The organism is Alteromonas sp. WD8-37 (genome assembly GCF_055326825.1).
Map to the genome: position 1 here is coordinate 527,228 of NZ_JBUZOV010000002.1, position 13,439 is coordinate 540,666.

A 13,439-nucleotide genomic window follows, 5' to 3' on the forward strand; every position below is an offset into this window, starting at 1 on the left:
GGTATTGCATGTTTAAATTAAACACGTCTAATTTACGTGGCGACCTTACCGGCGGCTTGACCGCGGGTATCGTGGCCCTGCCACTGGCGCTGGCGCTGGGTGTGGCTTCGGGGCTAGGCCCCATGGCCGGCCTGTATGGTGCTATCGCGGTGGGCTTTTTCGCCTCATTATTTGGTGGCACGCCGTCACAAATCTCCGGGCCAACCGGGCCGATGGTGGTGGTACTGGCCGGCTTGTTTGCCAGTCTGTCAGGCAATGTTGAGCTGATCCTCACTGCGGTGGTGCTGGCCGGCTTATTCCAGATTGTCTTTGGTATTCTTGGGGTGGGTCAGTATATCCGCCTGGTACCGTATCCGGTCATCTCTGGCTTTATGTCGGGGATCGGGGCCATCATTATCATCCTGCAGCTGGGCCGCCTGATGGGCCATGAGCCGCCGGGAGGCACCATTGGTGCACTTAGCTATCTGCCGACTGCGTTGATGGATATCAACTTTACCACCCTGGCATTGGGTGTGGGTACGTTGATTATTGCTTATAAATGGCCGGCCTCCTTGGGTAAATATGTCCCTGGCGCACTGGCTGCGCTTATTATTGGTACGCTGGTCAGTCTGTTCTTGACCGTACCGGTATTAGGCGATATTCCAACCGGCCTGCCTAGCATTCACTGGCCGGTGTTTGATCAGGGTCAAATCTTTATGGTGGTGGAAGCCGCCTTTATTCTGGCGGTACTGGGCGCGATCGACTCGCTGCTGACCTCGCTGGTGGCTGACAACATGACCCGTACCCGTCACGACAGCAACCGTGAGCTTATTGGTCAGGGCATCGGTAATACCTTTGCCGGTCTGATCGGTGGTATCGCGGGTGCCGGTGCGACTATGCGCACCGTGGTGAATATTCGTAGCGGCGGTAAAGACCGTATCTCCGGTATGACCCATGCGCTGGTCTTATTGGCCATCGTACTGGGCCTGAGTCCTCTGGCTGCGCAAATTCCTCACGCCGTACTGGCTGGTATTCTGGTTAAAGTCGGTCTGGATATTATTGACTGGAGCTATCTGAAGCGTGCACACACGGGCCCGCGTTGGGACTTTGCGCTGATGTTGCTGGTACTGGGCCTGACTGTATTTGTGGATCTTATCACTGCCGTTGGTGTAGGTGTGGTACTGGCAGCACTGGCTTATGTGCGTCAGGTTGCCCAGCTGCAGCTGGCAGAAGTAAACAAGATCCCTGAGTACCTGAGTAATCCGGAAGAAAACGAACTGCTGGAAAAAGCCAAAGGCAAAGTCAGCATGTTCAGTTTTGGTGGTCCACTAAGCTTTGGTGCAGCCGCTGACCTGGGTCATCATGTTCGTGAGAATGTGGAGTCAGGCTCTCAAGTGCTGATCCTGGACTTTAGCCGGGTACCGGTGGTGGATGTGTCTGCTGCCATGGCTGTCGAAACCATTACCTCGGATGCCAAACTGGCCGGGCGCGAGCTGGTCATCAGTGGCGCGACCCCTGAGGTGAAAAAGGTACTCGACAGCATCAATACGCACCAGCCGAATGTACGTATGTACAAAACGCGTCTGGAAGCCTTAGATTGTGCACTGCGTATCATTGATGATAAAAAAAAAGATCCAGCGATGACTGCTGAGGTTGTGACTAACAACTAAAGGTTGTTGCTACTAACTAAAAATCCCCTGCCACGGCAGGGGATTTTTTTTGCCTGTAGGTAACATACTTTCCCGACCCTGAGGGCGGCGCAATGGGCAGGGGAGCAGGCAAAAAAAAGCTGCCCGGGTGGGCAGCTTGATAGGGTTACTTACTCTGGCTTACCAGATTTGTACTCGTTCTTCTTTTGGCAGATACAATTCATCTTCTGGCTGTACATCAAACGCTTTATACCATGCATCCAGGTTACGGGGTGCCAGGGTACGGTAGCGAGCCGGTGAATGCGGGTCAGAGCGCAGCTGGTTCATCAGGCTTTGCTCTGTGCGCTTTTCACGCCACACCTGGGCCCAGGCCAGGAAGAATCGCTGGTCACCGGTCAGGCCGTTAATTACTGGCGCTTCTTCACCGTTCAGGCTCAGCTTATAGGCTTCATATGCCATAGCCAGGCCACCCACGTCACCAATGTTCTCACCCAGGGTCAGACGGCCGTTTACATTGTTGCCTTCAATCGGCTCGTACTGGCTGTATTGCTCGTCCAGCTGGTCGACTTTAGCATTAAACGCCTTCAGATCTTCTTCGGTCCACCAGTTACGCTGGATCCCTTTGGCATCCGATTTTGAGCCCTGATCGTCAAAGCCGTGGCCCATTTCATGACCAATGACCGCACCGATGGCGCCATAGTTCACCGCAGGATCAGCATTAGGGTCAAAGAATGGCGGTTGCAGGATTGCAGCCGGGAACACAATTTCGTTGAACGACGAATTGTAATAGGCGTTTACCGTTTGTGGAGTCATACCCCAACGCTCGCGGTCGGTCGGCTTCAACTCTTTTTCCACATCGCGTTGCTGGAAGAATTTACGCAGATTGCGGATATTCTGAACCAGTTTATCGTCGCTGATTTTCACGCCGTCCAGCTCAATCCACTCATCCGGGTAACCGATTTTAGGGCGGAACGCAGCCAGTTTTTCTTTGGCCGCTTCTTTGGTTTCTTCACCCATCCAGTCCAGATTTTCGATACGTTTTTTTAGCGCCGCACGCAGGTTTTCAACCAGCTCTTTCATCTGAGCTTTTGAGCTCTCCGGAAAATACTCGTCGACATAGATTTTGCCGATTGCAAAGCCCAGTGATTCGGTGCCAGACATTTGTGACAGAGCACGCTTCCAACGCGGGCGCGGCTCCTGCTGACCATTTAACGTTTTGCCATAAAAATCGAAATTGGCCATGTACACGTCTTCTGACAACAGGCTCGAGTTGTTCGATACTGTGTGGTAAGTCAGATAGTCTTTCCAGATTTGCAGGTCGGTATTGTTGATGATGGAAATCACATCTTTCACCGGCTGCGGCGTGGCCACGTTCAGCTCAGGCACTTTCAGGCCGCTGGAGGCAAAATACGCATCCCAGTCAAAGCCGGCATATTCATCTGACAGCTTGCTACGTTCAATCTGGTTCAGAGTCAGGTCACGGTCACGGCGCTTTTCACGGGGCCACTGCGCTTCGGCGATCTTGGTTTCCAGGGCCAGGATTTGCTTGGCTTTTTCAGCGGCATTATCGACCTTGGCCAGGTTCAATACCTGCTCCACATGGGCCAGGTAGGCCTGACGGATCTCTTCAAATCGCGGCTGATCGCCTAAGTAGTAATCGCGGTCAGGTAAGCCTAAACCACCCACACCCACATTAACCTGATATTCATTAGGATCCAGGCGGTTGTACCATAAGCCAGCATAGATAGGTGAGGCATTACCATACAGCCAGGCTTCGCCGAACAGCTTGGTTAGCGCCTGAGTATCTTGCAAACCTTCAATTTTGCTTAATACATCAGAGATAGGCTCCAGGCCTTTTTTGTTGATAGCGTCCACATCCATATAGGCCGTGTAAAAATCATGTACCATCTGCTCTTCGGCATTCAGGTTTTCTTTAGCCATGATGTCATCAATGATGGCTTTAACCTGTTCTTCACTGCGATCACGCAGGGCTGTGAAGGCACCATGACGGGTTTTATCCGCCGGCAGCTCAAAATTGTCATACCAGGTACCGCTGGCGTAACGGAAAAAATCGTCGCCGGGGCGCACCGATTCATCGCGGGCAGATAAATCTACGCCAAACTCACCCAGTTCGGGCTTACCAGCATTTTCCACAGTCTGCTTTTCGGCATCCTGCTGTGCATTGGCTTGTTCTGGCTGACCGCAGCCGGCCAGACCCAGCGAGGCCGCAATCACTGCGGCTAAGAGACTATATTTCATCGTTATTTCTCGTTCTCATGGTTAAAGTGTCGTAATTGACATCGGAAGTAGCAAAGGTTTTAAGTTGCTGTTTTTGTGACTCATTGTAAGGTAATACATCTGCCGCCTGTTTGAAATACGCTGATATGGCGGGGGTTTCCCGCTGTAGAAAATCATTTACAGCTGCATGAAATGCCGGCTCAGCCAGGTGATGCAGTGAGCGGCAGAAGATTGGCTCGAAGCCGCGCAAAATTTTGTGCTCGCCCTGGGTGCCCGGATTAAAAAACTGCAGACCACGGGAAATCGCAAAATCGATGCCCTGAAAATAGCAGCACTCAAAGTGCAGCCCGTCCACATCGCGCAGACTGCCCCAGTAGCGGCCGTACAGTCCTTGATCATCAAACATTAATAAGGCGCAGGCAATGCGCTGGCCTTGTTGCTCGGCCACCACTAAAAGCGCCTGTTGAGCAAAGCGCTGCAGTATCTGATGAAAAAAAGCGGCCGACAGGTAGCCGGTGTGGCCACTGCGTTTTAAATAGGTTTGCTGATAACAGCGTACAAAAAAAGCAATCAGCTCTTCAGTAATCGCTGCGCCGGTGTGCTGGTGAATGACCACTTCAGCCTGAGCGAGCTGGCGGCGCGACTTGTTCAGTGCTTTGCGTTTGCGTGAGGTTAGCGCCTGTAAAAAATCATCAAACTGGCGGTAGCCATAATTGTGCCACTGAAACTGCACGCTGTGGCGGGGTAAAAAATCCTGCGCAATCCAGCGCGCACTTTCATCGGGTGCACAAAACAGCACATGCAAAGATGACACATTTTGGCCAAGCAGGGAGTGTAAGCCCTGCGCTGCTGCGGCGGCTACTTCGTTGTAATCATACTCAGGATGAACGAGCAGGCGGGCACCGGTGACGGGCGTAAAGGGTACACAGCTGACCCATTTGGGATAGTAAGCCAGGCCATGCTGGTGATACGCCTGAGCCCAGCCATGATCAAATACGTACTCGCCATAGCTGTCGGTTTTTAAATAGCCGGGCATCACGGCCACCAGGGTCTGCTCATCATAAACAGCTAAATGCTGTGGCTGCCACCCGGTATCTGCGCTGACACAGCCGGTGTGCTCCAGCGCGGCCAAAAAATCGTAATGCAAGAACGGGCTTTCGCCATTGGCAAGCATTTGCCAGTGGTCGGCCGGAATTTGCGTCAAGCTATTGAAAAATGTGCAGTGATATCCCATAAAGAACCTGGTGCGCCCACGGGTGTTAAGAATTTTTATCATGTTGCAGGCCAAATAGCACCAAGCTAACCATGTCAGAGACCAACCGAAAAATCATTGTGGACGCGATTACCCGCATGCTGGCGCGACGAGAGCATAGTATTGTGGAGATATCGACAAAGTTGACCCAAAAAGGCTTAGAGTCGCCAGACTTTATGCCCATTATTGCCGAATTTGCCGAGGCCGATATTCAAAGTGATGCCCGCTTTGCTGAGGCCAAGGTGCGCAGCGCGCTGAGCAAAGGGCATGGCCCACGCCGCCTGCGAGCTGAACTGAATCAGCACGACATCGGCAGCGCACTGCTGGATCAGGCACTGGCCGAGGTTGAACCCGACTGGTTTGCGCTGGCCCTGAATGTGCGCGCCAAAAAATACGGCCTGGCTCCGCCGCAGGATTTCAAACACCGGCAAAAACAGATGCAGTTTTTGCAGTACCGGGGCTTTTATCAGGAACATATTCAATACGCGTTGGAAGGCAGCGAGGCCTAGCGGCCGGTGCTTAACATGTTTATAGGTTTCGTGCTATTGTTGCGCGTGCCCGACGCCGGTCAGCGCGGTGCCTGCAGCGCTGTTCGTCGCGCTCCCCTAATCGAATTTAATAGGAAGTTTGGATCTCAATGACATTATCAACTGCTGACATTCGCCAAAAGTTTTTCGACTATTTTAAACAGCATGGTCATCAAAGCGTGGCCAGTAGCTCACTGGTGCCGGCCGATGATCCCACCTTGTTATTTACCAACGCGGGGATGAACCAGTTTAAGGATGTGTTCTTGGGCAGTGAAAAGCGCAGCTACACCCGCGCGGTGTCATCGCAGCGCTGTGTGCGCGCCGGCGGTAAACACAATGACCTGGAAAATGTCGGCTACACCGCGCGTCACCATACTTTTTTCGAGATGATGGGCAACTTCAGTTTTGGCGACTACTTCAAAGAGCAGGCGATTGAGTTTGCCTGGTCATTTTTGACCAAAGAACTGGGCCTGCCCAAAGAAAAGCTGCTTGTCACAGTGTTCCACACCGATGATGAAGCCTTTGATATCTGGCAAAACAAGATTGGCGTACCGGCTGAAAAAATCATCCGCATCGACACGGCTGACAATTTCTGGTCCATGGGTGATACCGGCCCCTGCGGCCCCTGCTCAGAGATTTTTTATGATCACGGCGAGCATATCTGGGGGGGGCCACCAGGAACCCCTGAAGAAGACGGTGACCGCTTCATCGAGATCTGGAACCTGGTTTTCATGCAGTACAATAAGCAGGAAGATGGCAGCATGGAGCCACTGCCAAAACCGTCTATCGATACCGGCATGGGCTTAGAGCGTATTGCCGCTATCATGCAGGACAAGCACAGTAACTATGAAATCGATTTATTCCAGAATCTGATCAAAGCTGCTGCCAAACTGGTGGGTACCGATGATTTGGAAGATAAATCTTTGCGTGTTATCGCTGACCATATCCGCTCATGCAGCTTTTTGATTTGCGATGGGGTGATGCCGGGCAACGAAGGCCGCGGCTATGTATTACGCCGTGTGATCCGCCGCGCTGTGCGCCATGGCTATAAGCTGGGCGCCAAGGATATTTTCTTTTACAAACTGGCTGGCGCACTGAGCCAGGAGATGGGCGATGCTTATCCGGAATTGGCTGAACAGCTGCCAGTGATTGAAAAAGTGCTGAAAGTGGAAGAAGAACAATTCAGCAAGACCCTGGCACGCGGCATGACCATGCTCAACAATGTGTTGAGTGAACTGGATGGTGATATCGTCCCGGGCGAAATCGTCTTTAAGCTTTATGACACCTATGGTTTCCCGGCAGACCTGACGGCCGATGTGGCCCGCGAGCATGAATATAAAATCGACCAAGACGGTTTTGAACAGGCCATGCAGCAGCAGCGTCAGCGCGCTCAGCAAGCCAGCAATTTTGGTGTGAATTATAACGAGCAGTTAAAAGTTGAGCATGCCACCGAGTTTACCGGTTATGACACCGTGGAAGGTGAAGCCAATGTGCTTGAGCTAATCAAAGATAATGCGTTCACCGACAGCCTGGCCGATGGCGAAGAGGGTGTCGTGGTGCTGGACAGCACCCCGTTTTATGCCGAAGCCGGCGGGCAAACCGGCGATACCGGTGTGCTGCAGGTGGCCGGGGGCGAGTTTTTTGTGACCGACACCCAAAAGCTGGGCAATGCATTTGCTCACTATGGCAAAGCCAGCGGTACGGTGAAAAAGGGTGATAAGGCTTCTGCCAAAATTGATGCGGCCAAACGTGAAGCCATCAAACAAAACCACAGTGCCACTCATTTACTGCATGCAGCGTTGCGGGAGGTGCTAGGTGAGCACGTCAATCAAAAAGGCTCACTGGTGGAAGCTCAGCGCATGCGCTTCGACTTTTCCCATTACGAAGCGGTAACCGCAGAGCAGCTGGCTGAGCTGGAACAGCGGGTGAATGACGAGATTCGCGCCAATCATCCGTTGACCACCCAGCTCATGGATCTGGATGAAGCCAAAGCCTCGGGCGCCATGGCACTGTTTGGCGAAAAATACGATGAGAAAGTGCGCGTTGTCAGCATGGGGCCATTTTCTATCGAGCTGTGTGGTGGGACGCATGTTAGTCGTACTGGTGATATCGGCCTGTTCAAAATTACTGGTGAAGCCGGCATCGCTTCTGGTGTACGGCGCATCGAAGCGGTCACCGGTGCGGCCGCCATTGCCGTCATTCAACAGCAACAGGCGCGTCTGGAGCAGGCGGCAGGCTTGCTGAAAACTGATGTTGGTTCGGTGGCAGAACGCATCGGTCAGCTGCAAGGCCAGGCTAAAGAGCTGGAAAAATCACTGACCGCGGCCAAGCAAAAACTGGCCAGTCAGCAAGGTGCTGATATGCTCGGTCAGGCGCAGGATATTAACGGTACAAAAGTGTTGGTGACTCAACTAGACGGGGTTGAAGCCAAAGCGCTACGCGGTATGGTTGATGATCTTAAAAACCGAATCGGCGAAGGGATCGTAGTATTAGGTGTTGCTAATGATTCTAAAGTTAGTCTGATCGTTGGGGTAACTAAAGGCCTTACCAACAAGGTCAAAGCGGGTGAGTTGGTGAATTTTGTGGCTAATCAGGTAGGCGGAAAAGGTGGCGGCCGGCCAGATATGGCTCAGGCCGGCGGTGATCAGCCTGAAAACCTGGGCGCTGCACTAGACTCTGTTACCGCTTGGCTAGCGGATAAGCTATAATTGTAGGTGTCTGTTGATCAGCGAGTTTTTGCAAGTGACACAAAAACAGGGAATCGCTGCTGCTTTTGCTGGGTCGTGCCGGTAATTAAGCATAAGAAGGGATGTATGTTCATAAGTAAGGAACAGGAGCAAGCGAATGCTTATTTTGACTCGTCGTGTGGGTGAAACACTGATGGTGGGTGACGAAGTCACTGTTACCGTGTTAGGTGTTAAAGGGAACCAGGTACGAATTGGCGTGAATGCGCCCAAGGAAGTGTCTGTCCATCGTGAAGAAATTTACATGCGTATTCAAGCAGAAAAAGGCGGCCAGGCAAGTAGTTCAGAAACTGAATAATGCTAAGGTTGCTGCAAGATAAGGCTGGTTTTCCAGCCTTTTTTTGTATCTGAAGAGCGAAAGCAGAGTAAATACAATTTTATTGAAAAGGCTGAAGAGCCCTATTTATGTCTGAAATTGTATAGAATCAGTGCGAAAGGCCTAATTTTTCAGCAAACGATTCAAATTTAAAGAATTGTCGTTTTCAATTCTCTGCGCTTTTGCTATTGTGTCGCTGTGTTCGGGAGGCAAGGCCACTAGCAGCACAGTAAGCACTAATTTTTGCGCTTATGTGTGGGTTTTGCAGCGAATGAGCTTTTTTAAGTAGTTTGTTCAAAATCCCGGCGGGTATGCATTTTTACAAAAAAAGATTTGACACCATCAGGTGAATCCGTAAAATGCAGCCCCACGTCACGGAGAGGTGGGTGAGTGGCTGAAACCAGTTCCCTGCTAAGGAACCATACCTATTACTGGTATCGAGGGTTCGAATCCCTCCCTCTCCGCCACTTTTTTAAGTTGGCAGTGGCAACCAACAATAAGTTTTACTGCGCGTGTGTAGCTCAGCTGGATAGAGTACCTGGCTACGAACCAGGCGGTCGGAGGTTCGAATCCTTCCACACGCGCCACTTATTTTTTGCCACCTTATGTACGCTTTATACGTATATAAGAAACGTTTTACGCGTGTGTAGCTCAGCTGGATAGAGTACCTGGCTACGAACCAGGCGGTCGGAGGTTCGAATCCTTCCACACGCGCCATATAAGAAAACCCACCCTTGCGGTGGGTTTTTTTATTTCTTTATTTCTATCGTGTGGCGGATTGCCAGCCCCTCGCAGAGCTCGGGTCGCTCAGGCGGCGCAAGCCAAACTGTTGGCTTGCTGTTTTCCCGCCTTCGCCCTTCCACACGCGCCATCACATACCAACCCACATAGTCGTGGACTCACTCAGAGAGCGCCAGCCCGTCCACTTCAACAAGTAGCATAAGTATTGTTGTCATTGTGTGCGTAGTGTAAGCACCTTAAAAGTCTGGCACTCTCCCAGGGGGCGCGGCCTCCAGGCTCCCTGAGCGGCGTTAGTTGCCTTTCCTTTAGAGTAACTAAAGTTGCAAGCAACTGCCTTGTCAGAAACCCTGGGTACTCGCGCTGAGCGGGCCCACAACTGCGCGGGTTGATATAGAAAACCCACCCTAGCGGTGGGTTTTTTTATTTCTACTGTGGGTTTGTGTGTCGGATTGCCAGCCCCTCGCAGAGCTAGAACACCTGCACACATTGTTACCTCAGCACCACAATCTGACTCTACTTATCTATTGCACCACTTTGGCAGACCTTACGTGCCTATCGCCTGTGTCTTTGCATGGCAATAAAGCGATCCCCGCTGGCCTGTCTGGCTTATTAACCTTCTAAGAACAATATATAACAACAGCCACGTCAGCCTGCTGCACTGATTATCAGCAGCATTGATCCCTTGGGGTCAGTTGAGCTTTATAAAAATTCATGATAATACAAGTAGATGGCACAAGAACGAGTCTAAAATGAATAATCTGATTGCCTCACAGTTAAGCGAAGCCGGGACCCTGATGTTGGTGGGCATGGGCTTTGTTTTTGCGTTTCTTACCTTACTTATTGGCGGGATCAAATCCATTGAGGCGGTGTGCCGGCGTTTTCCCGGCCCATCATCAAGTGAAGAGACGACCCGACCCGCCCGAGCCGCGGCGGCTAAAACCGAAAACAGCGACAGTATTCCGGCTCCCACCATTGCTGCGATAAGTGCAGCGATTCATTTGCATCGACAACAGCAGCAGGAGAAATCATGAGTAAACCTCTGGCACTAACCGAACTGGTCTTGCGGGATGCCCATCAGTCGCTTTTAGCCACCCGGATGCGTCTGGATGATATGCTGCCTATCGCCAAAGAGCTGGATGAAGCCGGCTTTTGGTCGGTGGAGTCCTGGGGCGGAGCCACCTTTGATGCGTGTATTCGCTATTTAGGTGAAGATCCCTGGGAGCGGATCCGGGCGCTGAAAAAAGCCATGCCCAATACCCGCCAGCAAATGTTACTGCGGGGCCAAAACCTGTTGGGGTACCGCCACTACGCCGATGATGTGGTGCAGCGCTTTGTCGAGCGCGCCAGCGCCAATGGCGTGGATGTGTTTCGTATTTTTGATGCGATGAACGATGTGCGAAATCTGCAAACCGCCATCAAAGCCGCCATTGACTGTGGCGCACATGCCCAGGGTACACTGGCCTATACCGTGAGCCCGGTGCATACCCTGGATACCTGGCTGACCATGGCCAAACAAATGGAAGACATGGGCGTACATTCTATCTGTATCAAAGATATGGCTGGCTTGCTAAACCCCTATAAATGTGAAGAGCTGGTGCGCGGGCTCAAAGAGACCGTCGACGTGCCCATCGCCATGCAGTGCCACGCCACCACAGGTTTATCTACCGCGTCCTATCAAAAAGCCATTGATGCTGGCATCGATATGCTGGATACGGCAATTTCTTCCATGAGCATGACCTATGGTCATACCGCTACCGAAACTATCGTTTCAGCAGTGGAAGGCACCGAGCGCGATACCGGCTTATCACTCCCGGATCTGGAAAATATCGCCAGCTATTTTCGCGACGTACGAAAAAAATACGCCAAATTCGAAGGCAGCTTAAAAGGCGTGGATGCACGTATTTTGTTGGCCCAGGTGCCTGGCGGCATGCTTACCAATATGGAAAATCAGCTGCGCGAGCAGGGCGCCGAGGACAAATTTGACGAAGTGCTCAAAGAGATCCCCAGAGTGCGTGAAGATTTAGGCTATATTCCGCTGGTGACACCCACCTCGCAGATTGTTGGCACCCAGTCGGTACTCAATGTGCTGACCGGTGAGCGTTACAAAAGCATTACCAAAGAAACCGCCGGCGTGTTACGCGGTGAATACGGCGCTACCGCTGCCAAGGTCGACGAAGCGCTGCAAAAGCGTGTGCTCGACGGTGACGAGCCGGTAACCTGTCGTCCGGCGGATAATCTCAAACCAGAAATGGACGCCCTGACGGAGGAGCTTAAAGAGCTGGCCAGCGCCAAGTCTTTTAGCCTGGCCGATAATGCCGAAGATGATGTACTGACCTATGCCTTATTTCCGCAAATCGGGCTTAAATTTTTACAGAACCGCGGTAATCCAGATGCCTTTGAGCCGGCGCCTGGCACTGAGACTGATGAGAAAGCCTCGTCTGCCCCAGCGAAGCCTGCCACAGATAATACTCAGCAAAGCGCAGCCGTTTATGATGTGGTGGTGGATGGCCAGCAATTTCATGTGGAAGTGGCACCGTCGGGCGAGCTGACCTCGGTGCGCCGCCAACAGAATAAACAGCCATCAAAGACAGAGTCTGCTGACGACGCCAGTCAGGCAGCGCCGGCAGGTGCCAGCGGCCAGACCATTGAAGCCCCCTTGTCTGGTAATGTGTTCAAGGTATTAGTAGCCAATGGCGATGCGGTGGAAGAGGGTGATGTGGTGATGATTCTGGAAGCCATGAAAATGGAAACTGAAATCCGCAGCGCGTACACAGGAACTGTCAGCAATATATTGGCTAAAGAAGGCGACGCTGTGAAAAACGGCCAGCCATTGATCGAGCTGTAAGCCATGGAAAAATTTATTACCCTATGGCAAAGCACCGCGCTGGCCCATTTTGAATATCAGCAGGTGATCATGATGGTCGTAGGCTTGGTGTTACTCTATCTGGCCATCGTCAAAAAATTCGAACCGCTGCTACTGATCCCCATTGGTTTTGGTGCGCTGCTGACTAATATCCCGCTAGCGGGCTTTTCAGAAGCTGGCGGCCTGTTGCACTACATTTATGATGTAGGTATCGCCACCGGCGTGTTCCCCTTGCTCATCTTTATGGGAGTAGGGGCCATGACCGATTTTGGCGCGCTGATAGCCAATCCGCGCATGTTATTGCTGGGCGCAGCCGCCCAGTTCGGGATCTTTGCCACTTTGTTTGGTGCCATCGCGTTAAACTTTTTACCCGGCTTTGAATTTAGCCTCAAGGATGCCAGTGCCATCGCCATTATCGGCGGTGCTGACGGGCCTACAGCTATCTTTTTGGCCTCCCGCTTATCACCGGACTTACTTGGTGCTATTGCCGTTGCTGCGTATTCCTACATGGCGCTGGTGCCCATCATCCAGCCGCCCATTATGAAAGCTCTGACCACGCCGCAGGAGCGGCAAATCAAGATGGCGCAGTTACGGCATGTCTCCCAGCGTGAAAAAATCATCTTTCCACTGGCGGTGTTGCTGCTGACCATCTTATTCTTGCCCTCGGCCACACCTTTGGTGGGCATGTTTTGCTTTGGCAATTTGATGAAAGAATGCGGTGTGGTGGAGCGATTGAGTCGGACCACCCAGAATGAGCTGATTAATATCACCACCATCTTTTTAGGTTTGGCGGTGGGCTCTAAACTGTCAGCCGATAAGTTTTTGACCGTAGAAACGTTAGGGATCTTAGGCTTAGGCGCAGTGGCCTTTGCCATTGGTACCGCCACCGGGGTGTTGATGGCGAAACTGATGAGCAGGCTGTCAGGTGGCACTATCAACCCGCTGATTGGCGCTGCCGGGGTGTCGGCAGTGCCCATGGCCGCCCGGGTGGTCAATAAGGTAGGCCTACAGGCAAATCCGCATAACTTTTTGCTAATGCATGCCATGGGCCCCAATGTGGCTGGGGTGCTGGGCTCGGCAGTCGCTGCCGGGGTATTGCTGGCCCTGGTGGGCTAGAGCCCACCAGCTTG

At 52.2% G+C, this 13,439-nt stretch carries 9 protein-coding genes and 3 tRNA genes; 10 read left to right on the forward strand and 2 right to left on the reverse strand.

The annotated features are described in order from the left end of the window. The first annotated feature begins 8 nt into the window (after window positions 1-8). Window positions 9-1,649 carry a SulP family inorganic anion transporter gene (locus tag ACTUJZ_RS07810; protein ID WP_463635735.1) on the forward strand — a complete coding sequence of 547 codons (1,641 nt, stop codon included), beginning with the start codon at window positions 9-11 and terminating at the stop codon, window positions 1,647-1,649. A gap of 159 nt (window positions 1,650-1,808) precedes the next feature. On the opposite strand, the gene ACTUJZ_RS07815 is transcribed toward ACTUJZ_RS07810, so the two are convergent. Both ACTUJZ_RS07815 and ACTUJZ_RS07820 read right to left on the reverse strand, forming a co-directional pair. After that, on the reverse strand, window positions 1,809-3,887 hold the full coding sequence (locus tag ACTUJZ_RS07815) for a M13 family metallopeptidase (protein ID WP_463635736.1): 2,079 nt from the start codon (window positions 3,885-3,887) through the stop codon (window positions 1,809-1,811). Next, complete coding sequence (locus ACTUJZ_RS07820) at window positions 3,877-5,100, reverse strand: GNAT family N-acetyltransferase (RefSeq protein WP_463635737.1); 1,224 nt, start codon at window positions 5,098-5,100, stop codon at window positions 3,877-3,879. The genes ACTUJZ_RS07815 and ACTUJZ_RS07820 overlap by 11 nt, the downstream gene beginning before the upstream one ends. Before the next feature lie 71 nt (window positions 5,101-5,171). On the opposite strand from ACTUJZ_RS07820, the gene ACTUJZ_RS07825 reads away from it, so the two are divergent. The 9 genes from ACTUJZ_RS07825 (at window position 5,172) to ACTUJZ_RS07865 (ending at window position 13,425) form a co-directional block, all read left to right on the forward strand. After that, window positions 5,172-5,627, forward strand: a complete 456-nt coding sequence (locus ACTUJZ_RS07825) for a regulatory protein RecX (RefSeq protein WP_463635738.1) — start codon at window positions 5,172-5,174, stop codon at window positions 5,625-5,627. 128 nt (window positions 5,628-5,755) lie between these two features. Further along, window positions 5,756-8,353, forward strand: a complete 2,598-nt coding sequence (gene alaS / locus ACTUJZ_RS07830) for an alanine--tRNA ligase (RefSeq protein ID WP_463635739.1) — start codon at window positions 5,756-5,758, stop codon at window positions 8,351-8,353. A gap of 136 nt (window positions 8,354-8,489) precedes the next feature. Beyond that, the gene (csrA, locus tag ACTUJZ_RS07835; protein WP_463635740.1) at window positions 8,490-8,687 is read left to right on the forward strand and encodes a carbon storage regulator CsrA; all 198 of its coding nucleotides are present in this window, start codon (window positions 8,490-8,492) and stop codon (window positions 8,685-8,687) included. 394 nt (window positions 8,688-9,081) lie between these two features. After that, a tRNA-Ser gene (locus ACTUJZ_RS07840) sits at window positions 9,082-9,172 on the forward strand. Between the two features lie 43 nt (window positions 9,173-9,215). Beyond that, window positions 9,216-9,292: transfer RNA gene (locus tag ACTUJZ_RS07845), tRNA-Arg, on the forward strand. A 53-nt stretch (window positions 9,293-9,345) separates the two neighbouring features. After that, window positions 9,346-9,422 (forward strand) — tRNA-Arg (locus ACTUJZ_RS07850). 773 nt (window positions 9,423-10,195) lie between these two features. Continuing rightward, window positions 10,196-10,477 (forward strand): OadG family protein, encoded by a 282-nt coding sequence (locus tag ACTUJZ_RS07855; RefSeq protein ID WP_463635741.1) that lies wholly within the window; start codon window positions 10,196-10,198, stop codon window positions 10,475-10,477. Beyond that, complete coding sequence (gene oadA, locus ACTUJZ_RS07860; protein WP_463635742.1) at window positions 10,474-12,291, forward strand: sodium-extruding oxaloacetate decarboxylase subunit alpha; 1,818 nt, start codon at window positions 10,474-10,476, stop codon at window positions 12,289-12,291. The genes ACTUJZ_RS07855 and oadA overlap by 4 nt, the downstream gene beginning before the upstream one ends. A 3-nt stretch (window positions 12,292-12,294) precedes the next feature. Further along, window positions 12,295-13,425 carry a sodium ion-translocating decarboxylase subunit beta gene (locus ACTUJZ_RS07865; protein WP_463635743.1) on the forward strand — a complete coding sequence of 377 codons (1,131 nt, stop codon included), beginning with the start codon at window positions 12,295-12,297 and terminating at the stop codon, window positions 13,423-13,425. Window positions 13,426-13,439: the final 14 nt, after the last annotated feature.